Below are 22,973 nucleotides of genomic sequence, written 5' to 3'. Positions count from 1 at the left end.
CCCCAACGGGAACCGCACCGGCGCTCGGCGCGTGCGACCTAGGCGGCGACCAGACCGAAGTCCAGCTTCACCAGCTGATCGGCGCAGTCGAAGTAGCGGTCGTCGTGGGTGATCACGATGACCGTCTTGCCGCGCCGCTTCAGATCCGTGAGGATCTCGCGATAGAACACCTCACGGAAGCGCGGCTCCTGATCGGCGGCCCACTCGTCGAAGACGTAGATCTGGCGGTCTTCGAGGAGCGCGGTGAGCAGGGCGAGCCGCTTGCGCTGGCCCTGTGACAGATCCACCGTCGACAGCCGCCCGTCGCGCACGGTCACCTTGTGCGCGATCTGCAGCTCATCGAGGTAGCGCTGGACCTCCTCGTCGATCCCGGGCCGGTCGAAGCCCAGGTAGTCCTCGAACAGGTGGAAATCGGTGAACACCGCCGACGAATTCTGCCGGTACCACTCGATGTTGTCGTGGTCGATCCTCTCCCCGTTGAGCGACAACGACCCCGTGCGTGGCACATACAGACCGGTGATGAGCTTGGCCAGCGTCGACTTGCCGCTGCCGTTGCCACCGACGATGAACGAGATCTGCCCCGGCTCGAAGACCAGGTCGATCGGACCGAGCCGGAACCCGCTCTCCTCGCCCTCGTCGACACCGGGCGGCGGGCCCAGCGGCACCGGACGCACGTCCGTGGCACCGTGATCGACCCAGTTCTTGCCGTTGACATCCGGCCCGGCCGAGGGCCGCGCACCCGGATGCGCCGGATGATGCCCCGGATGCCCGTTCGCGCCGCGCGGCGGCGGTCCGGGACGCGGCGGCGGACCACCGAGCCCGGGCGGACCGGGCGGCGCGCCCGGCGGCGGCGGTACCGGTGACGGCGCCTCCGAGCGGTACACGTAGCTCACGCCCGCGAGTTCCAGCTTGGCCTCCCCCGCCGCCGGACGCTCGGTGAAGGGCAGCAGATCCTCGTTGTGCAGCGTCTCCATCGACAGGTTCATGCCGCGGATCTTGGCCAGCGCCACATCGCCACGCAGCAGGTCCGGGATGCGGTGCATGAAGTTCTGCATCGGCATCGCCAGGAACGTGGTGACCAGCACGTACCCGATCATGGTGTCGCGCGGCAGATTCAGCGCCGCCGCGATGACGAACAGGATCAGCGCCATGGTCGCCAGTTGCAGCGCCTGCCCGAACCCCTGCGCGTAGGAGAACTTCGAGCCCGCGTCGGTGTTCTGATCGCGCAGCGTGCCCGCCGAGCCGAGCAGATGCCGGTCCATGAAGTCCCGGCGACGGCCGCGGTGCAGCTTGAGTTCCTTGATGCCCAGGGTGACCGACTGGAACGAGCGCAGCAGCGCGTCCTCGTTCTCGCGGGCCTCCCGGTAGATCCGGCGCACCCGCTTGAGCACCATCTCCACGCAGGCGATGCCGATCAGCGTGCCCGCCACCGTCACCGCGAAGATCGGCCCCGACACGATGGCCAGGAACACGAAGCAGCCGACGATGGTCGCCACGTCGACACAGATCGACGGAATCGCGGTGACCGCCTGCGACAGCGCCCGCACGTCCTCGGTGAGGGTCGCGATCAGCCGGTGCGTGCCCAGCCGTTCCAGGTGTTCCAGCGGCGCGGCGACGATACTCGCGCTCAGGTCACTGCGCAGCCGGTAGATCGCCTCCTGGGACAACCGGATCAGCAGTACCTGCGAGAGCACACCGCTGACCAGGATCACCAGTCCGGTTCCGGCGAAACGCAGCAGCAGGTTGTCCGGCTGCGGTTTCGGCGAGACGACGGCGTTGATCAGCGTCACCAGATAGGTGTTGGCCACACCGGCGACGAGGCCCGCGACCACCACGGCCGCGATCCTGGCCGGTGAGAGCGCGGCGAGAAAACGGAGCAATTGCATGACGTCGGCTCTCAGCTGCGGATGACATCGAAGACGATGCCCTCGAGGGTGACACCGGGCGCGAACGAGAACGCCACGCCGGTCGAGATCGGTGCCGTGGTCTGCGCGTCGCGGATCATCCGCTCCAGCACGAAGATCAACGACACACTCAGCATGTTGCCGTGCTCGGCGAGCACCGCCCAGCTCGGGGCCGCGGTCTCGCGGGGAATGCCCAGCGAGCGCGCCGACTCCTCGATGATGCGCGGGCCACCGGGGTGGATCGCCCACAGGTCGATGTCGGCCTTGCCGAGTCCGTTGCGCGCCAGCACTTCCGAGACCACCGGGTCGACGCCGCGGTAGATGTAGTCGGGCAGGCTGCTCGCCAGTTCGCAGGTGATGCCCGCGTCCTGCACGCCCAGCACGATGCCGTCCTCGGCGTCGTCGAACAGGTGGCTGAAGCTGTCGCGGATCACCACGCTGCCCGGTGCCAGCGGCTGGTGCACCTGGTTGGCGCCGATCACCACTGCGCCGCAGCCGTCACCGAAGAGGCTGTGCGTGATCACGTCGTTGACGTCGTCGTCGAACACGGCGTTGACCGAGCTGAGCTCGATGCACAGCACCATCGACTTCTTGTCCGGGTGGGCGCGCACGTAGTCCACGGCGGCACGGATGCCGTTCATGGCGGCCGCGCAGCCCATGAAGTTGATGATCATCCGGTTGACCGTCGGCGACAGGCCCAGTTCCTTGACCACCGCGACATCCACGCCGGGCGCGATGAACCCGGTGCTGGTCACGAAGATCAGCTGGCCGATGTCCTCGGCCGGGTTCGCCAGTCCGGCCACCGCGCGCCGGGCCACGTCGACGGCCAGCGGCGTCGCGTGCTCGAAGAACAGGTTCATCCGGTCCCGGATGGTGCCCGGGCGGCGGCTGAACTCGAGGAAGTCCGGGTCGAGCGGGTCGATCGCCAGGTGGCGGGTGTCGATGCGGGTCTTCTGGTAGATCCGCGGAATGCGCTGCCGCTGGGCCGGATCGGTGAACAGCTCGGCCACCCGGCCCGCGTTCACGCTCTGCTCGACGACCAGCTCCGGCGAACCGGTGGCGACGGCTTCGATCACTCCGACGGTGGTCGGCGGCGTGGGCGGTAGCAGCTCGTGCCCGCGCTCGACGTCGGCCGTGCGCGGCAGGCCGAGGGGTCGCCGCTTACCTTCATCAATGGAAACAGACACGGGCACAAATCCTTTCGAATACAGACTGGAACCGGCCGGGAAGGGTCAGACGGTTCCGATGCCGGTGAAGCCCTGCACCGTGTAGGTGACGCAGGTCTTCAGCGCTGTGGGTGCGCAATGCTCGCGCACGATCCCCCACCGGTTGTCCTGGGCTTCGCGCGAGGGCGCGAGCAGGTAGGTCCGGCACAGCTTGGGGAAACGATCTCCGAAGAAACTCTTCGCGGGCAGCCATTCCACGCCGAACTTCGCCGATTCCTCGCGCACCACGTCCTCGGTGGCGATATTGGCGAAACCACTGCGCTGGAACGGCAGTACGTGGTGGACACGGTGCGAGCTCAGCCCGGCCGAGAGGAAGCAGTCGACGTACTTGTTGCCGACCACGGTCAGGTCGTAGGCCTGCTCGAGCTGGTTGACCGCCCAGTCCTCGGTCTCGGTGTGCAGTTCCTCGGTGGGCACCTCGAAGTCGTGGCTGGCCACCACCATGAAGGTGGAGATCCACAGCGTGATCACGAATTGCAGGGCCCAGGCCCAGAAGTCACCGGCGAGGGTGAACACGACCACCTCGGCCACCAGCAGGAACCGCACGCCGAACGAGCCGATGAAGTGCGGTAGCGCGCCACCCCAGGTGCCGTACATGTCCTTGATGCCGACCTTGCGGGTGAGGCGGCAGACATCGAGCAGGCGGATGATCATCCCGGTCAGCAGATGCCCGAATTTGTGCACGGTGTGGATCGGCACCCGGTACAGCCGCGGTACCTGCATCATCATCGTGAAGACGTTCTTCTTGATGTCGACTTCACTCTGGGTGTGCGGGTGGTGCAGCAGCGCGTGCCCGTCGGCGGTGACGAACGACAGCGCGACATAGTTCATGTCGAAGGCGTTGACCGCGTACTTGTTCCAGCCCTTCTGCGCGCGATGGATCGCGTAGTGGCCGAACCCGGCCAGCGAGCTGCGCAGCAGCACCATCGCGATCACGAAGACCGGCAGCGGCATCCAGCTGGTATCCCACAGGCGCAGGCCCTGCACCGCGAAGTAGGCGAAGATCAAGAAGGCGACCACGATGTCGAACATCCGGTCCATGCGCTTCAGACGAGCGGCCAGTTCGGGTTCCTTGATCCTGGCCTTGATCTTGTGCAGCAGGTCGTTCTTGTCGTCGAACTTGTACTTCGGGGTGTCGTCCCAGCTGTTGAAGCCTTCCTTGAACAGGAAGTCGGGCGCGTTGTTCTTGGGATGGATGTCTTCCGGGGTGGCAGCGCGATCGAGGGCGTAACGCTCGATCATGCGCGCGATTTTTTCCGGATCGCGGTGGTAGGAACCGATGATCGAGGTGATATCGCGGTTCTTCGTGCGGCCGATGAAGAATTCACCGCCGGGATGCTTGGAGATCCAGTCACTCAGGTCGTAGGCTCTGCCGTTATACACCCATACGTTGTTGACGGGAGGCCGACCCCCGGGGCCGGGTGGTGGCGGGAGCTCGCGCTCCTCTTCATCAGGTCGATCATCGATCGTCATGTGTACTTCCTCCGTGCCTGCGGACCAGCGTCCCGACACGTATAGTCCTTGTCGCGCCTTGCATCTCGCTGAACATTCTCTTATCGGATGCGCCTGCGTGCGTTGATGATTCGCGGACCCAGGGCGACACCCACACGACACACCGGCCCGGGGCCGCGGACGGCACTGCGTGCCAGGCTCCGCGCTCCCCGGACCGGTGTGGGTGGTGGTCCGGTTACCGGTCCGATCAGCCCGCGGGCTTGACGATATTGACCGGCTTGGCCCAGTTGGACAGGCCGACGGTGACTTCGCCCGCGTCCTTGGTGACCACGGCCTTCACCAGGTTCGGGCCGTCACCGGTGGAGGCGGCGTCGGAGGGCTTGGTGGAGTCCGACTCCGGCGGGGCGGTGTCCTGGATCCACAGCGTGATCGGCATGGTCCCGGCGTTCTGGCCGATGCGCGGCACGATCGGGTCGATGACGGCGGCGTCGATGGTGCCGGTGATCTTCACCGTGTTGATGCCGTCGATGACCTCACGGCTCTCGGCCTTCGGGTTCTGCACATTGGCGATGACATTGGCGATGCCCTTGTCCTTGTCCAGGATGACGCCCGGATCGTAGACCTTCTCCGCCGGGCCCGCGGGCACGTAGCGGCCGCCGGTCTCGGTGTAGAGCACCTTGTCGACCACGAGGAACTTGGCCTCGGTGAACGGGTCCTCGGGCTTGATCTTGACCTTGGCCTCGCCCATGGCGGCGCCGGAGCCCTGGGTCTCGTTGGTGACGTCGGCCGACACCGTCTCCACCGGCAGGTCCGGCAGGTTGGTGACGTCGATGTTCAGGTGCACGGTCCGCAGGGTCTGGGTGGTCTTGGCCGACTCCTTCACCAGCTGCGCGCCGTCGGGCAGCGCACCGGTGGGCGGAGCGGTGGTGGTGGTCTCGTCGCTGGAGCAGCCGGACACGAGGGCCGCGCACAGGGCCGCCGCCGCGACGACCGAAGTGAGGGCGGAGCGCCGCGAGAAGCGGCGCCGCGTGCTGGGATTCGGTGTCATGTCGATCAAGTTTCATCCCCTGGAGATGGTCGTGTATCGCTGTGGTGAGGCAGCCGAAGCTACCGCTGCCTGCGACATACTAAGCAGACCATCGGACATCTCGTGCTCCCCCGACGGCGATAGTACCCGAGGATTTCGATTCGCGACTTATACGCGGGGACTATCGAATTCGTCCCCGCCGGGCATGCTCAGCCCCTTCCCGGACCGCACCCGGCCGAGTGTCGTCTGTGACTGCCGCCGCTGGTTCGCGGTCGGTACGCTCGGAGCAATGGGCGGGGACTTGTTACTGCTGATCGCCACCGTCGGCCCGGTGGTGCTGTTCGGGTGGGCGGCTCGCCGGGCGAAGCATCGGGGCCTCGGCGGCTCGTTCGTCGGGCCGTTCCAGGAGATGTTCGATCCCGGAGCGACGCGCGCCCAGATCGTCATCGAGGAGCGGGCGGAACTGCCGGATCCGTCGGAGTCCGGCGACCCCGACAACGACGATGACGAGCTGCCGAACACCGTGGTGTACAAGGGCATCCGGCTCTACATCGACCCCGGCAAGGCGCGACGGCGGGACTGAGCCGCGCGCCGGAACCGCTAGTCGGCGCGCACCCGTCTGGTGTCGTAGGCCCACAGGGCGATCTCGACGCGGTTGCGGGCGCCGAGCTTGCTCATCAACGACGCGACATGGGTTTTGACCGTGCTCAGCCCGACGAAGAGCTCGGTGGCGATCTCGGCGTTGGTCCGGCCGCGTGCCACCAGCGCGAGCACCTGCTCCTCGCGGTCGGTGAGCGGGTCGATGGGCTGGATCGGTTCCGCCGGAGCCTGCTCGGCGAAGGTCGCCAGCAACCGGCGGGTGACATTGGGGGCGATCAGCGCGTCCCCGTCGGCGGCCGCGTGGATGGCCTGGACGAGGAGCTGAGGTCCGGCGTCTTTGAGCAGGAAGCCGCGAGCACCGGCGCGCAGGGCGCCGAGGACGTATTCATCGAGGTCGAAGGTGGTAATCACGACGACCGCCATCGGGTTCCCGACGCCCGGCCCGGCCAGGCGCCGCGTCACCTCGACACCGTCGAGCCCGGGCATCCGGATATCGACGAGGAGGACGTCGGGACGCAGCCGGGTCGCCAGGTCGAGCGCGGCGAGCCCGTCCGCCGCCTCCCCCACCACCTCGAGGCCGGGTTGCGCGTCGAGGATCATCACCAGCCCGGTCCGGACCAAGTCCTGGTCGTCGGCGACGACAACGCGGATGCTCATGCCTTCGCCGCCACCGGCAGTACCGCCTCGACCACCCAGCCGCCGTCGGGCCCCGGTCCCGCGGCGAACGATCCGCCGAGGAGCTGGGCGCGTTCGGCCATGCCGAGCAGGCCGAATCCGGGCTCCGGGACCGGCCCCGGCGGGGTCTGTCCGTCGTCGCTGACCCGCAGCCGGACGGCGTCGCCCTCCCGGCGGACGGCGATCCCGACGCGAGTCGCGTTCCGGGCGTGCCGGACGGCGTTGGTCAGCGATTCCTGCGCGAGCCGGTAGAGCGCGGCGTCCACGGGTCGTGGCAATCGGCTCGCCGCACCGTCCAGCGAGACCTCGACAGCGGGTGTGACCCCGGCGCGCGCCAGGGCGGGCAGGTCGGCGACGCCCGGCTGCGGTTCGTACGCGACGGCCTCCTCCTCGCGCAGCACCCGCACCATCGACCTCATCTCCGCGAGGGTTCGCGTCGCCTCGGACTCGATCGCGGCCAGGACCTCGGCGGCCGTCGCGGGCTGGGTGGCGGCGACGACGCCACCGGCCTGCGCCTGCACCGCGATGGCCGAGACGTGGTGGGCCACGATGTCGTGCAGCTCGCGCGCGAGTGCCACCCGCTCCTGATTGCGGATCTCGCGCTGTCGGCGCTGCCAGAGGTCCGCGCGGTAGCGGAACACCGCCGCGAGGGCGACGATCAACAGCAACAGGACGGTGCCGCCGAAAACGTCGGCCCAGCCCGCGGACCCGGCGTACATCCCCAGCACGACGACGACTGTCACGAACGCCGTCCCCCAGGCGATCTCCCGTCCCGAGCCCCACCGCACCAGGGCGTAGAGCAGGATCAGGACCGCCATCATGGCGTAGAGGTCGCCGACGTGCGCGGTCAGCTGGAGGACCGCGAGCAGCCCGGCGACACCCCACCCGATCAGGGTGGCCGTGAGGGGGCGGATCCGCCGCCAGAGCAGGGCGGGGATCAGCGCAAGGGCGAGCACCGCGACCAGGGGCCGCCACGCCAAGTCCGGCCGGATGATGCTCTCGACCGAGGCGGCGGCCGTGAACACGCCCACCAGCAGCCAGTCGAGACGACCGATGGGTGGGGCGTCAGCGGGCCGCGGCTCGTGCCAGAGGGAGCGCGGGACGGTGACCACGGGGTCCAGTCTAGGGATCGGCGCACCCGGGCGTACCAGCCGAAAGTACGAGAAACAGGTCATGCCATCGGCCGGGTGACTCCAGCCTCCGGGCCGGTGTGCCCGCGGCCGGGCTGCGCGATCGTGGACCTACCCGATCCGCACCACCAAGGAGTCCATGATGAGCCACCCCGATCCGCCCTTCGAAGACCAGCCGATGCCGGTGCGCGCCAAGCTCGCCGCGGCGTGGACGAGTTTCATGTTCCTGTACGCCTACGTCGACATTCTCGGCTTCTACACGCCCGGCGTCGTCGAAGACATCCTCGACGGCCGGGTCTTCGAGTTCGGCCTCTCCCAGACCTTTTCGATCACCGCGCTGACCCTCATGGCCATCCCGATCTTCATGATCGTGCTGTCGATGACGCTGCCCGCCCGGACGAACCGCGTCACGAACCTCGTCGTGGTCGCGGTGTACGTCCCCGTCACGGTCTTCAACGTGGCGGGCGGGTTCTGGCTGTACTACTACAGCCTCGGCGTCGTCCTGGAATTGATCGTGCTCGGCCTCATCGTGCGGTACGCCTGGACCTGGCCCCGCACCACGGAATCGGCGACCGACCCGGCCCTACGTCGACCCCGAAGCGCGACGGCCTGACCGGACCGCGCTGGGACAGTGCACAGCGTGCTCGAGCCAGGGCGCGTCACGTTGCTCGTCACTCATCGCGAACAGCGACGTCAATCGCGCGTCCTGCGTCTCGTCCACCGGTGTGAAGACCTGCACCCACGCACCCTCGAACAGCGGCAACGACAGACTGGTCAGGTTCAGCGTGATCGTCCCGACGGCCAGATGCCGGACCTCTTTGACCAAGCTGACCGGCGCCGCGACATCGTTGCTCGTCCACAGTGTCGCGAAAGCCGCGCTCTCGGCGCACAACTCGCTCACCAGGCCCTGCCACGCCGGATCATCGCGGTGCGCGGGGTAGGCACCGCGCAGGTAGGCGACCATCCTGCGCAGATCACCGGCGTTGTACACGTACGGATTACAGCAGTCCGGCGTCAGGAACACCGTCCGCAGCACATTGCCGGTGAAACCCGGGAACAGCGTCCGATGGGCGGCATTGCGCGCCAGCACATCGAACTTCGGGCTGATCAACACCGCGGGCAACGGATCCAGCTGATCGAGAATGAGCGGTATCCCCGGTGAGATCACGGTCTCGGCATCCACCGTACTCGGCACCGTCGGCACCTCGGCCAGCCGATAGAGATGAGCCCGCTCCACCGAATCGAGCCGCAATGTCCGCGACACCGCGTTCAACACCTGCACACTGACATTGATCGGCCTGCCCTGCTCGAGCCAGGTGTACCAGGTGATCCCGACACCAGCGACATGTTCGTTATGCATTCCTTCCGTACCGTGGTGATATGACGAAAACAGTTGGTAGGGAGCCGGATTGGCTTGTCGAGATCAACACCACCCTGGCCGCCGGGGTGGTGGGTGTGGACCCTGCGCAGTGGGTGTACGGGTAGGTTCGCATCTCCCGGGACGAGAAGGACCGGGCCGAAGTGGTGCAGCTGCAAGCCAAGAACCAGGCCGCCCACGCCACCCGCGAGGGGTTGGCGTTGGCGCGGATTTTCTGTGACAACGACCTGTCGGGCGCCGATGCCGACCGGCCGGGGTTGCGCGAAGCATTGCGGCTGGTGGCCGCTGGCCCCGCGAAAACGATCCTGGCCCGTGACGTGGCCCGGTTGACCCGGGATTACGACCTGGGCAACGGGTTGATGAAACTCGGGCGGGATGAGGGGGTGCGGTATGTGTTCGTCAAGGACACCGAATACGACCTGACCTCCGGTGCCGGACGCAAGAACTTCATGGTGAAGGTCGCCGAAGCGGCCGAGTACCGCGAAACCAACACCGAAAACCTCCTCGACAGGATGAGCGAGGAAGCCGCGAAGGGAGTGATGCAGGGCGGTTCCCGCCGATTCGGATACGGCCGCGTTGTCGGTATCCACCCGGTCACCGGCGCGCAGATTCTGGATCGGTGCGCGTTGCGTGATGAGGAGGTGGCGGTGTTGCGGGAGGGCCGGGACCGGATCATCAACGGGGAATCGCAGACCACGATCATTACGGACTGGAACGCCCGGGGCATCACGACCTCGGAGGGTGGACTGTGGCGGGTGGGCAAGTTGTCGCGTCTGCTGTTGCTGGAGGCGTATGTGGCCTATGACCTGGGTGAGCACACCGACACCGCCGGGCAACGGTGCCAGTGCCTGAACAACCCGGACGGGAACGGTATCCGGGTCCACACCCGCACCGGTACCCGGCACCGCGCCCAGTGGCCCGCAGTGTTCACCCGCGCCGAACACGACGCGATGCGCGCGGCGATCACCGCGCATCGGCGGGCGAAGAACCCCGAGCGGCCCCGGCAGCGTAACGGCGAGTACTGGCTGACCGGCCTCGCCGAATGTGGGGGGACCTGGCCCGAGAGCACCGACCGGGCAGGGCAGTACTGCGGTGCCTGGATGGTCGGGTCGCAGCTCGAGCGTCAGCGCAAGCACGGCACGGTCAACCAGCGCCGTTACGGGTGCCGGAGCCGGGACGCCGCGAAACGGCCGTGTGGGTGCGGGCGGGTGTTCCGGGATGCGGGCGCGTTGGAGATGTGGGTGGCCCAGCAGGTGATCGAGGCCTATGAGGACCCGCAGATCTTGTCGCGGCTGGACCGGGGCAACGACAACGCCGGACGGATCGCAGGGTTGCAGCGGCGGATCGAGATCACGACGGGGAGTCTGGATGCCGAGACCGACCAGCGCAGCGAGATCCTGACCGGCGCGGGAGACCCCGACGATCTACGGGTTACCGAACGCACCATCGCCAGCCTCAAACAGACACTGAAAACCCTGTGCGCCGAACAGGATTCGCTATGCGGTGCGCAAGCGTTGGCGGTGCTGGCCGATATCGGGTCCACCCCGGGCGAGTTGCGCAAGGCGTGGCACACGAAGGGGGCGCGGTGGCGACACGAAGCCACTGAACGTCTGGTGGAGAAGGTGATCGTGAAACCCGCGAAGATCTACGCGGCGAAATGGGTGGATCAGAACGGCAAGGCGTGGCGGTTCGACACCTCCTCGGTGGAGATCGTGTGGCGGGAACTATAAAGCCGGGGCCGACCTCACGCGGCTCTCCCGTGCCGGTCGCGGTCGAGGGTTTCGAGGGCGTTGCGCAGGAACAGTGCCAGCGATTCGATCGCGGCCGGGTTCTCGATCGTCGGCGGGAGTCCTTGCCGTATCCGGCTCTCGGCGACGAGGCGGCGGGTCTGCTCGCTGGTCGGTCCCACCCACATGCCCCCGGCGCTGGGTGTGGCCGTTTCACGGCCGGATTCGCCCGCAGTGCCGTCAACGGCCCCCGGCGCGGGTTTCGGGAGTGTGGCGGCGGTGCGCGCGGCGGACACGGGCAGCGTCGAGGCTGGAAACGTTGTGCGGATCAGCGGGCATGAACGGGGGTCCTCCCTGACGGCGTTTCCGGCGGCACAAGCGGACGGAAACAGAGATGCGTGTACGCCTCTCTACTGCCGCGAAAACACCCGTTTTAGGACACGACAATGCATGACGATTCGGTAACGATCGAAACGCGCAGGTCAACCGAGCTCGGGATCGGAGACGCTGATCGGCACACAATCAACATGAATGTGGAACAATCAGCACAGACGCGGGCTGCCACGGATTGTCTATACATAGAGAATGTATAGACAATCCATGTTGATATCCGCGCGGATATCCCGCCGGTGACCAGCGGAAACACTGAGTGCGGGTGCGTCGTTTTGATCCGCGCACCGAACAATTCAGGTGATCTCGCCATCGAACATGCCACGGAAAAATATTCATCGCCGCACCCACCGATCTACTCACCCCACGGCAGACCGCGCCAGGCGCGCCACGCAACGCACCTCGACGTCGGCAGAGACACCACAGGTTGGGTGGACCGATCTCATGACAGGGGCTGGAACGACCCGGGGGCGAGCACCCGGAATCGGCCTCGCATGATCTCCCGCAGTCAACAGCAAGCAGCGGGCACGGATGTCTATTATCAATAGAATAATCGACAATCCTGGATGACACCCGCGCACGAATGTGCCGCCTACGCTGCGGAGATGCGGCACCCGAGTGGGATCATTTGATGGCCCCCCGCATTTCCCTATGCATTTCCCCCCCGCAGAACCCCACGCATTGACCACCACCGAAATCCATCCCCCACCCGATCGGCAACCATCGTGCGAACCGATCGCGCGACCATCCAGACCGAGCTCGCGCACCAGGGCCGAGGTAGCGGACTGGGAAAGGGGCCCTCGCGGCGCTGGCGAGCGCGGGACCGGGAGGGCATTCTCACGAATGCCTCAGCACATGCGTCGGCATCGATTTGACCTTGGTTCCTCGGCGGGAGGATCAGGCCGCAAGTCCGACACGTCCGCAGAGGTCCCGAACCGCTGCCGCAGCCCCGGTCGGCGGGCTCTTGCGAAGGTCGAGCAGCATGTCACGGGCGTACCCGTTGTAGGAGATGGTTTCCGGTGCGGTGCGTTGCGCCTTGTCGAGCTCCGCGAGAACAGCTGCCCGGTCGCTGTTCTGCGAGTGTGCGCGCGCTACCTCGATCAGGTGACGACTGCGACGAGGAATCGAGATGATCGTCTCTGCGTCGAGTCCACGGGCGGCGCGCAGCGCTTCACCGCTCCGGCGAAGGTCGACTCCCAAGGTGAGTGCGTTGGCGTGCTGAACCGGTTGTGAGAACGACGTCTGAACATGTCGGTAGGACGGTCCGAGGGCTCGTGCCCACCTGTCCGCGCGGTCCCACGCGGCCCAGGCGTCTCCATGTCGGCCCCGGCGGGCATGGATCAGCGCGGCCTCGGCTTCGAGCGCCCCGACGATTCCGCGCCAATCATCGGGGGTCTGCTCGCGTTCCAGGTAGGGGTCGATCGTGTTGATACCGGCGCTGATCAGGCTCAGCGCCTCGTCCCACCGGCCGCTGTCACGCAGGGCTTGCACCATTGCCCACGTGGCACAGGCGATCAGATTGGGATCGTCGGCCTCGTACGCCTGTTCCAACGCGCGGTCGGCGACCAGCCATACCAGCGTGGTGTCGCGCTGGTATGCGACGAAGAAGTCGGTCAACTGGTAGACCCCGGACAATACCGCGCGTGCGGCGCGACGATCGGGTCCGGGCCGATGAGCGGCCCGCTGGGCGTCGCGGATCAGATCGGGTAGCAATGTGCCGAGCGCGGACCGGTGACGGGGACTGGCGTGCCGCACCTTCCAGGCCAGGCGAAGCCGTTCGGCCAGGTGCGCGACAGGTTGCGGCTCACCGCGATCGGCCACCGGCATCCGATAAGCGGTCAGCGCGGCCTGGACCTGGCGAAGCGCCGGGTGCTCAGTGCCCGCGTACACCTGGACCGAGACCGCGTGTCCGTTGCCCGTCAGTTCGGCGAGGTCGGACAATCCCAACGCTTTGGCGATGTCGAGAAGGACCGGCAGCTTCGGTGTTTGCAACTTGCCGGTCTCGACCGACTTCACCCACTCCGCGGATCGGCCGACGAGACCACCGAGCACAGGCCGCGACATGCCGATTCGTTCGCGGTGGCGTTTGATGCGCAATCCGACAGGCGCGGTGTCGTCCATGCGATCACCCTTTCACGGCGGGTGCTGATATTCGGCTCCAGACTACCGGGGTAGGGGTACATTTCGTACCCGTCGACCCCTGACCGCGACCATAACGTCAATGGGCCAGCCGCGCTGGATCAACCAGCGAGGCACTCCATTCGCCGTGAAGGGGAACACGCGATGTTCGACCACTTGACAGACCGGCAACGCGCCGTGCTCGATGTCCTGACCCCCGGCGGCATGCTAACCGTCGACCAGATCGCCCGCAACGCACAGGTACACAGATGGCAAGCCCGGCGCGATCTGGGTGCGCTGTGCCGCTGTGGATTCGCATTCCGCGACCACCGTGACCTGTGGCAGGTGTCGCCGCTTCTACGCCGTCGTCCTCGCCGGGCCGTTCGGTGACCGACACATCGCCCCGTGCCGCTGACTCGATGCCAATGCTGGATATTGGAATCGTTCGATGAACCATCTCACCACACCGAACCCAGCGCCCGGCCCGTCGCTGGTGGACCTGCTGGCAACGCTGGACGCGATGTGTGAAGCCGGTTGGGTCGCCACCAGGTTCGAGCCGACACCACCAATGCCGACCGACCAGGCTGCCCACGGTCGTGCCGATGCCGACAATTCCCCGGCGATACGTACAGCTGAACCGAAACAACCCAGGAGGGAATCAGTGAGCGATGCGACCAAAACCCGGGTTGCTGAGCTGACCGACCGAGCCGCGCACAGATCCTTGGGCATCCGCCGGGCACCGGAACCACCCTACGGATGGGAGCTGTACAGCCCGTTCCGGGTGATCTGCCACGGATCGCTCGACAACATCGCCGATTGGCTCAGCGCGGCGGAAGGCACCGGCCGATGAAACGACCCGCACCCGCTGAGATCACACCGCCGTGGGCTCGATCACGACGCGACATCGGGCACGGCCGCAACACCCACGCCGCACTTGCGCGGGACACTCGGCGCCGATCCGCGTCAGCGGGAAGCGGCGGCGTGCAGGCGTTGTGCGCGACGCAGCATCGTGCCGATACCGGCGGTCATCCGATCGCGGTCGAGCGGTTCGGCGATGATCGGGTCACCGGTCCGGACGTAGTAGCGCCCATCGGGGTAGTCCATCCACCAGAAGGTGCGAACCGAGGCCGACGGGCGAGCGTCGATCGCGCCGCCGGTGAAAGCGGCGATCTCGCCGTAGGCCGAGCGTGGACGCTCGAACATCAGGTTCAGTTGCTCGGTCGCGGTGAGCGCACCGGCCCGGAATTCGAAGTGCTCGTCCTCCTCGGCGATGCGGGCGCGCGAGATTTCCAGCGGCGCCCGCCTGCCTGGCGTACGAGCGGGCAGAGCCGCGACGGCGGCTTGCGCGACCTGAGCCGCGCCGCACGCGGTGAGGATGACGTCACCACCGGAGTTCTCAGCCGGACCGGGTTCCTGAATGAGCGTCGCGCCCGCCTCACCGCGAATCGCGCCGAAGAACCGAATGATGCGCGGATCATGTTGCCCGACAAATCCTTTCGACTCAACGCGCGCATCCGGACTCAGCAGCGTGTTCAGGGCTGCTTCGATCTCGGGATTGTAGGTGGCGAGCAGTCTTTCCACCGCCTGCTCGCGGTGTCGCCTCAGCTCGTCGACATCGCTGATCTCCGTGCGGAATTGCAGCGGGTAGGGCAGGCGGTCACGCCCGTACGCCGACCAGAGGATGGCGAACTCTTGGGCGGTGAATCTACTGCTGTGCACTGTCGAAATCCCCGCCGATCACTGGGGGTACCGTTCTGATTTCGCTGATACCGGTGAGGATTTCACCGTTGTCCTGTGTGACGAGGTACTCCGCGACGCCCCGGCGCTCCTCGTCGTTTTGTCCTCCACCTCGCGCTCCGGGGGCGCCCGCTCCCATTCCGCCCATACCGGTCCGCCCGGCGGCACCACCACCAGCAGCGGCGTTCGTCGCTGCCGCTACAGGCTGCCCCGTACCGGGCATTCCAGCCACTGCGCGACCTGGGCTCGGCGTTGAACCTGGCGAACCGCCACGGCTTCCACCTCCCGCGCCGACTCCACCGCCGCTACCGCCGGGCGCAGATCCCACCGGTGCCGACGATGGCGACGGTGTGGTGGGCATCGTGGAGCTTGGCTGCGTGGCGCCGGGCGTCGTCGCCGCTGGCGATGTAATCGAAGCTGCCGAGGTGTCGTCGTCCGACGACGCCGGGGAGTCTTCGGACGTGTCGCCCTCATCTTGGGGCGCCGCCGGGTTCTGCGGTTCGGTGGCCTGGGGGTCCTCGGTCTGCGGCGTCTCGGCAGTCGGCTGCTGTGTCGTTGCCCGATCGCCGGTGCTCCCACCACCTGGCCCGCCCGGTGAGCCCCCGCCCGGAGCTGCGGTGTCACCGCCGCCGCTGTCGACGATCTTCGGTGCGGTCGGCATAAACGGCACACCGGAATCGGATTGGACCGCGACTTGACCGTATATGGTCCGCAGGATCCGTCGGCCTTCTTCCTCGGCCTCGTCTTCGGTGTACTGGTCCAGCTTCATCTCACCATCGACCGGCAGCGTCTTCCCCGTCAGTGTCGGGCGGTTGGTGACACCAGGCATCAACGCTTGCGTCTGCTCGATACCGGTCCGCATCTCATCCAGTTTGAGACTGATGGCAAGAGCTGCCGCCGGAAGCGTGCTCGACTGTGCCGCATAGTTGTTCACGGCGGTAACCGCCGCCGAGGCCGCCGTACCGACCCACCCGTTATCGGCATTGGTCGTCGCCGCGAACGCCGTGGTGAAGGTTTGCAGCGAGGTCGAAACATCGGTGCAAATCGCCGACCACACATCCGACGCGCTCTGCACCGCGCCGGGCTTCATCGCCGAGACGGCCGCCTGCATCTGCGCCAACGACATGTGGTCATATCCGTCATCGGTCCCCGTGAGGTGAGTGGGCTGGATCTGATCCGCGAAAATGCTCGACAGCTGGGCCGTGTGCTGGACGAGGTAGATGCCGCTGCGCTCCTGGTTCCACTGTTCCTGCGCGGCGATCACCTTGTCCCGGTACTCCTCGTAGGTCATCAGCCTTCCCCCAGGCCGTTGAATTGCCCAGCGGTGAACTCATCCTGGGCTTGGAAGTTCGCGATGGCTTTGAGGACTACCTCTTTGGCCGTGGTCACTGCGTCGATGTGTTCACGGATCGTCTGGTCGAGAGATCGCTCACCACCCGCAGCAGTCAGCGAGAACTTCCGCTCGAGGATCTGGCTCGAGTTGAAGGTGCCAAAGCCGGTCAGGCGATCGACGTGTTGAATTTTGCCAAGAACATCCTCCAGGACGGCGATGTGGTCATCACACACTCGCGTGAGGCCAGCGCCGACCTCAGGATTCAGTGCGAGCTCCCCCGCAGCTGCCTGCCCTTCGAGCCGTTTCCACTCATCCGGATCGATATTCGCCAATGCCGCGTCTCCTTACTCGCTCGGAAGATACGTCACGAACGCGCTCGCAAGTCGCTCCACCTCAACGCACGGGTCGGGTGGATTCTTCGCGCTATGCCGGTTCAGCACGTCGAAATCAACCAGGCCGTGTGGCACCGAGACAGTGATGTAGCACGAATATTCGTACGCGGATCCCGCTGGGCGCGACCGAAGGGCTGGTCGGGATCCGATTGTCAGATCGGCGAAATCGGTGTAGTCCGTGCGAGCGCGAGCTTCTTCGATCGTGTGAGCGCCGGAGGCGACCGTGAATCCGTACCTAGTGGCAGAATCCTTCCAACCGCACACCTTCCAACCCTCGAACTCGACCCCCGCGATGTCCTTCTCCCGAGTCGCGGGGTTGATCCCGGCCGCAGTCAACGCGGCATCCGGAAGGCTGCACGGATCCCAGAGCGCGGCATCCGGGTCCGCGCTCGTCGTCGGAGCAGCTGTGGTGCTGGGCTGCGCTGCCGTGCTCGGGTCGGCGTCGTCGCATCCGCTGATCGCCCCCACGACAACCGCGAGAGCTGGAATGGCTTTGTGCCACATCCGCATGGACTTCCCCCTGAATACAGCTCTTGTCGCGGGTGCACCCCACGATGCGTTTCTGGCCGACGACTCTACCCGATCAGACCAGCCACGACTTCCGCTGGTAGTAGGGGTCGATGTCGTCGTCATCGTCCTCGTAGGGAGGTCGATACGATCGTTCAGGCGCTTTCGCGGCCGGAACAGTCGGCGTGGTGTAGTCCTGGTAGCCGGGAAAGGGAGCCGGGTCCGGGCTGCGGGTCGAGGATGTGCCGTGATCGCGCGACGGGTCGCCGGGTGCGGTAGTGGACCAGCTGGGCTGCGATGGTGCCTGCGATGCCTGCCACGGAGCCGGTTGGGTTGACGGCGCTGGTGCGGGCCGGGCGGGCGTCGGCGCGGTTTCGATGACGGTGGCATCGGCGATTCGGGCTACGGCGGGGTCGTCGCGGAGTTCGGCCATGATCGCCGAGGTTCGGGCGGCGACCTCGGCGGCAGTGTCGCGGTACACGCGAACAATCAGCTCGGCGAGCTCCTGGGGGCCACGGGCATACGCGCTGTGGCCGATATGCAGCTCTGACAGTCGGCCATTGGCATCGGTGCGGACAGTTACGCCGTCCACACTGGTCTCGCCATGTACGTCAGCAACTGCCTGCTGTAGTCGGCGGACTTTCGCGCCGAGTTCTTCGTGCTGGGGGATCATCGCGGCTCGATTCTGTCACGGGCGCCTTCAGGGGGCCGGGTCAGGCCAACCCGGATGCACCGGCTGCACCGGCGGGGGCGCGTCACGGACGTAGTCGTTAGGTGGGTGGTCCAAAGCAACATCGGGATCAATAGTTCGAGCCCAGGCAACGCACGGTTCAACCTCGGTCGTCACATCGTAAAATTCACTCAGCTCCATGTAGTTGTTGAACCGGGCAGTCCACGAGCCGAATACATTCTCGCTGGGTGCCTGCCAATGTAATCTGTCGGACCCGGCCTCCAACGGGTAGGTCTTCGATTCATATTCGCCCATGCGGCCAGCCGCATCGGTGAACTTGTATGAGACCAAGGCGGTACCGATCCAGGTGGGAACCCACTTTCCGTCGACAAGGCGGGAAATGCCCGTGTCCACCGTGCAGGTATGCGCGATAAATCCCGAAGGTGTGTCCCTGGTGTCAATTTCCAGAATATGTTGATAGAGGGTTCCGGCGATTTTGCCACGATTATGTGTTGTTTCTAATCTCGGACGCTGTGCGCTGTCGAGGGCGTCCGCGAATCCCGGGTATGTCGCGCCGAAACCGGCCGCCGCGCTGATAATGCGGGATTCGCTGGTGGCGCGGACCAGTCTCGCCTCGGTGGAGGATAAGTCGATTCGTGGCGCGGCGGACCACACCACGGTTGCGTCGCGGACTTCTGCGGGCGGGCGGTAGGGGTTGGTGGGCGACTCGGGCTCGCTAGGCGGTGTGCAGGCACTGACCAGTGTGAGTAGCGCGGCGAGTGCGTAGACTCCGAAACGGGCGCGGCGGATTCTGGTGGTCACCATGTGTTCTTCCCGGAGTTCGCGGGTCGGGTTGTCGTCATCGGGCCGGATCCGGCCAACCCGGATACACCGGTTGAGCAGGAGGGCGGACATCGCGGGCGTAGTCGGTTGGTGGGTGGTCCAACGCAACGTCGGGATCGATAGTTCGAGCCCAAGCGACACACGGATCGATCTCGGTGTTCACCCCGTAATACTTGCTCAGTCCCTTATAGTCGTAAAGATAGGCTCGCCACCAGCCGAACACATTCTCGCTGGGCGCCTGCCAATGGAATCGATCTGCCCCTGCCTCCAGCGGATAGCTCTTTAAATCGTATCCATCCATTCTGCCAACCGTATCGGTGAACATGTATGTCACCAAAGCGGTACCAATTCCTGTGGGAACCCACTTTCCGCCGACGAGACGGGAAATGGCCGTATCCAATGTGCAAGTTTTCGCGATGAACCCCGAATTTACCACGCTGTGGTCGAATTCTAGAATATGTTGATAGAGAGTTCCCGAGATTTCGCCGCGGTAGTCGGATGATTCGTATCTGCGATTCTGTCGACTGTTCAGAGCTTCCGCAAATCCTGGGTATGTCGCGTCGAAGCCTACGGCCTTACCGATAATTTCGGACTCGCTTGTGGCGCGGATTAGTCGTGCTTCGGTGGTGGACAAGTCGACTCCCGGTGCCGCGGACCACACCACAGTCGCGTTGCGGACCTCCTCGGGCGGGCGGTACGGCCCAGAGGCATGCTCGGGTTCGCTGGCCGGGGTGCAAGCGCTGACAAGGGTGAGTAGCGCGGCGAGTGCGTAGGTGGCGATACCGGGGCAGCGGGTTCCGGTGGTCACCATGTGTTCTTCCCGGAGTTCGCCGATCGCTCTCCGGCGAGCCACTCGAGCCATTCTTTGCGTGGCATCTTGTCGCCGCCTTGAATTGTCGAGTTCAGTGCCTGGTACTCGGACCCGCCGGGCGATGCTTGGGCGGTGTAATCCTGCAGAGAGTCGGGGTTGATGCCCGCCTGTTGGAGGAGGCCCTTGCGGCCGTTGGGGCCGACCTCGGCGCTGTCTTGCTCGACGGTGGATCCATTGGTGTAGTCCTGGCGATATTGGGAATACGGTTTGAACTCGCCGTTTTCGTTCTTGTAGATATCGGGGACTTGGTTCATATCGATTTTCCCGGCTTCGGCGAGTGTGCGCAGCATCGTGTATTCGCGGTGCTCGCTGCCGCCCCAACTGGTGGGCCGGTAGGTCGCGTCCTTGTCGCCGGGGTTGTAGTCGAAGTCGAACTTGGTGGTGTCGAGTTTCAGCGGTGACTGCTCTGGGGTGCTCGGTGAATCAGCCGATAGAACAAACGGCTTGAGGAATTCCGACCCCGCCGCGACCCCGATTCCGCCTGGACCCATACCGCCCGCGACGATCTGCGACGCGGTCCACGCGGTGTTCCACTTGGCGTTGCGGCTCGCCTCGGACGCGCTGGCATCGACCCCGTTCTGGGTTTCCTGGGCGGACTGGACATCGAGTCCCTGATTGACCAGCCATTGCAGGCGGCTGCTGTACTTGGCGTTGTTCGGGTTGCCGTCACCGTTGGCTTCCTCTAGTGCGAAGAGCCGGTCCATGCGTTGTGATTCGGCCAGGGCGGTGCCGTTGATGATCGTGCTCGCGCCCTCGTCGGAGTCGAGGATGCTAAAGACCCGCAATGGCCCGATCGGGCCACCGGTGTCGTTGTCCTTGCCGCCGAAGTCGGGGCCGAAGCCCATCGTGTCGGTGATATCACCAGGATGACCGCTGGGCATGCCGACCATGTTGCCGACGTAGGGCGCGAGTGCTTCGGCGACCTGGTCGGCGGTCCCGTCACCGATCTTGCCGTCCCCGGAGAGCAGGGTCGTGTAGTTGTTCGTGCCGTCGGCGGACTTCTCGGTGGACATGATCTCCGCGAGCCCACGAGCCGCTTCACCCGCCTGGGTAGCGGCCTCCTTTTGGCCCGGGTACTCCGGGCTATCCGGTGCTGCGGTGACATGCGCGTCACGCGAAATCCAGTCGGTAAGCGACCCCATCGCGGTCCCGTCGTCGCGTTGCAGCAACGGCAGCACTGCAGTGTCGGGATTGTAGCCAGCGCCGAGGATCTCAGCATCGCCCTCGCCGGTAAGGATCGCGTGGACGCCGTCGGTGTTGCGCGAACCGAGCGCGATCGCCTGCTCCAGCGGTTCGACATGCTTGGGGTCGTCCGAGGGGGAGTTGCTGAAGGGGAGACCGCCTCCATGATCTTCGACCCACGCGGTGTGCATTCCCTGTCGAATCAGCTCAGTAGACATCTTGGTCCCCGGCTCATTGCCAGGCTCTGCTTGCGACAGTGCCTGGAGGAAGTCTTTCTGATCGGTGACGAACTCCTTGTGGTTTCCCACGATCGTGCTGTCGCCGGGATACATCGTGGTGTTGGCATCGGGCGCCATCCCGTTGGGCGCGACCCGGGTGGAGATGAGATCACGCATGTCTTGCGGCAAATTCTCATAACTCCCCCCACCGGTGAGTTTGCCGTCGCTGCCACGCCCGGTCCCGACCTTCTCGTTGGATATCACCAGCACACCGTTCGCCAACGAGGACGCCGCCTGCTGACCCGCCGGACCCTGAGCCTGCAACTGCTGGCTGGCGGCGGTGAAACCATCAGCTCCGGCCGCGCCGTACAGCTCTTTCAGATACTGCTGGGTCCCAGCGGGGATGGTGGTGGCCTCACCATTCAGGTAGGCCTCGAGCTGAGCGGGCGGAATGCCGGTGGCTTTCAGATCCTCGGTGAGCTGATCGAGGACCTCCGCCGGAATCGGTTCGCCCTCGTCCGCAGCTTCCCGGATCTGCGTACCGAGCGCCTTGCCTCCCGCCCCCGACAACGTGGGGGCTCCGACGGTCGCGCCACCCGGTCCGCCGTGCTGGTCGAGGTCGGTCAAGCCGAGCGCGGCCGTGAACCGCAACGCGGTCAGCGAGGTCCCCAAGTGCGCCAGGTTCTCCTTCAAGCTGGTCTGGAAATCTGCGGCCTGACGGTCGAGTTGTCCTTGCAGAATCGACCGCGTCGCGTCGGTGTCGTCACCGGGAACGGTCGGCGCGGTGACGGTTCCGTCCGGGGCGACGGTCATCCCGTGGACGTTGACAGCGGCATCACGGGTATTGAGCACCGCCGACCGGTAGCCGTCGATCGTCCCGCCCTGCGCCACCATCGCGTCCCCGATGGTGGCGGTGGCGCGTTTCGATTGGGAGGCCGTGAGCAATTCCGATACAGCACGCATCGAGGCAGCCGCGCTGGCATCGCCCTGCCAGTTCACCGCGCTCTTGTCCACCGCGAGATCGACTTCGGCCATCCGGTCGGTAAGGTCTGTTCCGGCGTTGATGATCGCCTGGCCCGCCGCGATGAGTGTTTGCGGCTTCCAGGACTCGACCTGCGGAATCGTCGGCGTCGTCACTGCGAGAGTCCTTCGGTCAGCGAGGTCAGCTGCGCGCGGAAGACATCCTCGACACCCTCGTAGGTCGTCGCGGCGGTCGCGGCGCCGTCTGCCATCGCCTGTACGGCGGTGCTGTGCTTGGACAGGGTGGTTTCCAGCTTCGCCGTAATTCTGCCCAACAGGTCCTCGATCCCGGCGTCGGGCATCACGACCGCTTCGATACTGGTTTTTGCTGGCGCGGCGATCTGGGCGATCGCACTCGCCTTCACACCCAACTGTGTCCCGAGCGACCTGATCTCATCGAGATCAGCCTTCAGCATGTCCCCCATAGACGTACTCACCCCCATCGAAATTCACCACGACGTCGCCGCAGCCGTTCGGCTGACATGCTATCGAGACGCCGGATGCATCTGCAACGAGCCCAGATACGCTCGTGTCCAAACGCCGCCCGCGCAGTCCTACACCTACCCGCTATCC

22 protein-coding genes are annotated in these 22,973 nt (G+C 65.8%); 4 read left to right on the top strand and 18 right to left on the bottom strand.

What is annotated here, in order from left to right:
* Nucleotides 1-38: 38 nt before the first annotated feature.
* The 4 genes from WA675_RS05225 to WA675_RS05210 all read right to left on the bottom strand — a co-directional run bounded on the left by WA675_RS05225 (nt 39) and on the right by WA675_RS05210 (nt 5,630).
* Nucleotides 39-1,886, bottom strand: coding sequence for an ATP-binding cassette domain-containing protein (locus WA675_RS05225; protein WP_336082383.1), 1,848 nt, complete (start codon nt 1,884-1,886; stop codon nt 39-41).
* A gap of 11 nt (nt 1,887-1,897) precedes the next feature.
* Complete coding sequence (locus WA675_RS05220; RefSeq protein WP_442945562.1) at nt 1,898-3,091, bottom strand: type III polyketide synthase; 1,194 nt, start codon at nt 3,089-3,091, stop codon at nt 1,898-1,900.
* Between the two features lie 45 nt (nt 3,092-3,136).
* A complete protein-coding gene (locus tag WA675_RS05215) occupies nt 3,137-4,603 on the bottom strand; it encodes a cytochrome b5 domain-containing protein (RefSeq protein WP_336082381.1) in 1,467 nt (488 codons plus the stop codon).
* Nucleotides 4,604-4,829: 226 nt separating this feature from the next.
* On the bottom strand, nt 4,830-5,630 hold the full coding sequence (locus WA675_RS05210; RefSeq protein ID WP_336082379.1) for an LppX_LprAFG lipoprotein: 801 nt from the start codon (nt 5,628-5,630) through the stop codon (nt 4,830-4,832).
* Between the two features lie 268 nt (nt 5,631-5,898).
* Between WA675_RS05210 and WA675_RS05205 the strand changes: the two genes are divergently transcribed.
* Nucleotides 5,899-6,192, top strand: coding sequence for a hypothetical protein (locus WA675_RS05205; RefSeq protein ID WP_336082377.1), 294 nt, complete (start codon nt 5,899-5,901; stop codon nt 6,190-6,192).
* 17 nt (nt 6,193-6,209) lie between these two features.
* Here WA675_RS05205 and WA675_RS05200 read toward each other — a convergent pair whose 3' ends face one another.
* Together WA675_RS05200 and WA675_RS05195 are read right to left on the bottom strand one after the other, a co-directional pair.
* The gene (locus WA675_RS05200; protein ID WP_336082375.1) at nt 6,210-6,866 is read right to left on the bottom strand and encodes a response regulator transcription factor; all 657 of its coding nucleotides are present in this window, start codon (nt 6,864-6,866) and stop codon (nt 6,210-6,212) included.
* Nucleotides 6,863-7,996: a sensor histidine kinase gene (locus WA675_RS05195; RefSeq protein WP_336082374.1), complete on the bottom strand. Its 1,134-nt coding sequence runs from the start codon at nt 7,994-7,996 to the stop codon at nt 6,863-6,865. The genes WA675_RS05200 and WA675_RS05195 overlap by 4 nt, the downstream gene beginning before the upstream one ends.
* Before the next feature lie 160 nt (nt 7,997-8,156).
* Between WA675_RS05195 and WA675_RS05190 the strand changes: the two genes are divergently transcribed.
* Nucleotides 8,157-8,627, top strand: coding sequence for a DUF6326 family protein (locus WA675_RS05190; protein WP_336082373.1), 471 nt, complete (start codon nt 8,157-8,159; stop codon nt 8,625-8,627).
* Here the strand turns inward: WA675_RS05190 and WA675_RS05185 are convergent.
* Complete coding sequence (locus tag WA675_RS05185) at nt 8,598-9,374, bottom strand: helix-turn-helix transcriptional regulator (RefSeq protein WP_336082371.1); 777 nt, start codon at nt 9,372-9,374, stop codon at nt 8,598-8,600. The two genes, WA675_RS05190 and WA675_RS05185, sit on opposite strands and share 30 nt — an antisense overlap.
* Before the next feature lie 131 nt (nt 9,375-9,505).
* Here WA675_RS05185 and WA675_RS05180 point away from each other — a divergent pair, with 131 nt between their 5' ends.
* Nucleotides 9,506-11,122, top strand: a complete 1,617-nt coding sequence (locus WA675_RS05180; RefSeq protein ID WP_336082832.1) for a recombinase family protein — start codon at nt 9,506-9,508, stop codon at nt 11,120-11,122.
* A 14-nt stretch (nt 11,123-11,136) separates the two neighbouring features.
* On the opposite strand, the gene WA675_RS05175 is transcribed toward WA675_RS05180, so the two are convergent.
* Together WA675_RS05175 and WA675_RS05170 are read right to left on the bottom strand one after the other, a co-directional pair.
* On the bottom strand, nt 11,137-11,307 hold the full coding sequence (locus tag WA675_RS05175; protein WP_336082370.1) for a hypothetical protein: 171 nt from the start codon (nt 11,305-11,307) through the stop codon (nt 11,137-11,139).
* Nucleotides 11,308-12,406: 1,099 nt separating this feature from the next.
* The gene (locus WA675_RS05170; RefSeq protein WP_336082368.1) at nt 12,407-13,630 is read right to left on the bottom strand and encodes a helix-turn-helix domain-containing protein; all 1,224 of its coding nucleotides are present in this window, start codon (nt 13,628-13,630) and stop codon (nt 12,407-12,409) included.
* Between the two features lie 445 nt (nt 13,631-14,075).
* Here WA675_RS05170 and WA675_RS05165 point away from each other — a divergent pair, with 445 nt between their 5' ends.
* On the top strand, nt 14,076-14,477 hold the full coding sequence (locus WA675_RS05165; RefSeq protein WP_336082367.1) for a hypothetical protein: 402 nt from the start codon (nt 14,076-14,078) through the stop codon (nt 14,475-14,477).
* Nucleotides 14,478-14,590: 113 nt separating this feature from the next.
* Here WA675_RS05165 and WA675_RS05160 read toward each other — a convergent pair whose 3' ends face one another.
* From WA675_RS05160 to WA675_RS05120, 9 genes are all read right to left on the bottom strand, one after another.
* Entirely contained in the window at nt 14,591-15,346 is a 756-nt protein-coding gene (locus WA675_RS05160; RefSeq protein ID WP_336082365.1) for an ESX secretion-associated protein EspG, read from the bottom strand.
* On the bottom strand, nt 15,333-16,655 hold the full coding sequence (locus WA675_RS05155; protein ID WP_336082363.1) for a hypothetical protein: 1,323 nt from the start codon (nt 16,653-16,655) through the stop codon (nt 15,333-15,335). Before WA675_RS05155 ends, WA675_RS05160 begins: the two co-directional genes overlap by 14 nt.
* On the bottom strand, nt 16,655-17,029 hold the full coding sequence (locus tag WA675_RS05150) for a hypothetical protein (protein WP_336082361.1): 375 nt from the start codon (nt 17,027-17,029) through the stop codon (nt 16,655-16,657). Before WA675_RS05150 ends, WA675_RS05155 begins: the two co-directional genes overlap by 1 nt.
* Nucleotides 17,030-17,041: 12 nt before the next feature.
* Entirely contained in the window at nt 17,042-17,599 is a 558-nt protein-coding gene (locus WA675_RS05145) for a DUF3558 domain-containing protein (RefSeq protein ID WP_336082359.1), read from the bottom strand.
* Nucleotides 17,600-17,672: 73 nt separating this feature from the next.
* Nucleotides 17,673-18,269 (bottom strand): YbaB/EbfC family nucleoid-associated protein, encoded by a 597-nt coding sequence (locus WA675_RS05140; protein ID WP_336082357.1) that lies wholly within the window; start codon nt 18,267-18,269, stop codon nt 17,673-17,675.
* Nucleotides 18,270-18,296: 27 nt separating this feature from the next.
* A complete protein-coding gene (locus tag WA675_RS05135; RefSeq protein WP_336082355.1) occupies nt 18,297-19,181 on the bottom strand; it encodes a hypothetical protein in 885 nt (294 codons plus the stop codon).
* Complete coding sequence (locus tag WA675_RS05130) at nt 19,126-19,917, bottom strand: hypothetical protein (RefSeq protein ID WP_336082354.1); 792 nt, start codon at nt 19,915-19,917, stop codon at nt 19,126-19,128. Before WA675_RS05130 ends, WA675_RS05135 begins: the two co-directional genes overlap by 56 nt.
* Nucleotides 19,914-22,517 (bottom strand): TPR repeat region-containing protein, encoded by a 2,604-nt coding sequence (locus WA675_RS05125; protein WP_336082353.1) that lies wholly within the window; start codon nt 22,515-22,517, stop codon nt 19,914-19,916. Before WA675_RS05125 ends, WA675_RS05130 begins: the two co-directional genes overlap by 4 nt.
* Nucleotides 22,514-22,816, bottom strand: coding sequence for a hypothetical protein (locus WA675_RS05120; protein WP_336082352.1), 303 nt, complete (start codon nt 22,814-22,816; stop codon nt 22,514-22,516). Before WA675_RS05120 ends, WA675_RS05125 begins: the two co-directional genes overlap by 4 nt.
* Nucleotides 22,817-22,973 lie beyond the last annotated feature (157 nt).

The organism is Nocardia sp. SSK8 (genome assembly GCF_037034205.1).
Taxonomy (GTDB): domain Bacteria; phylum Actinomycetota; class Actinomycetes; order Mycobacteriales; family Mycobacteriaceae; genus Nocardia.
This window is presented reverse-complemented; position numbering and strand designations above follow the sequence as displayed.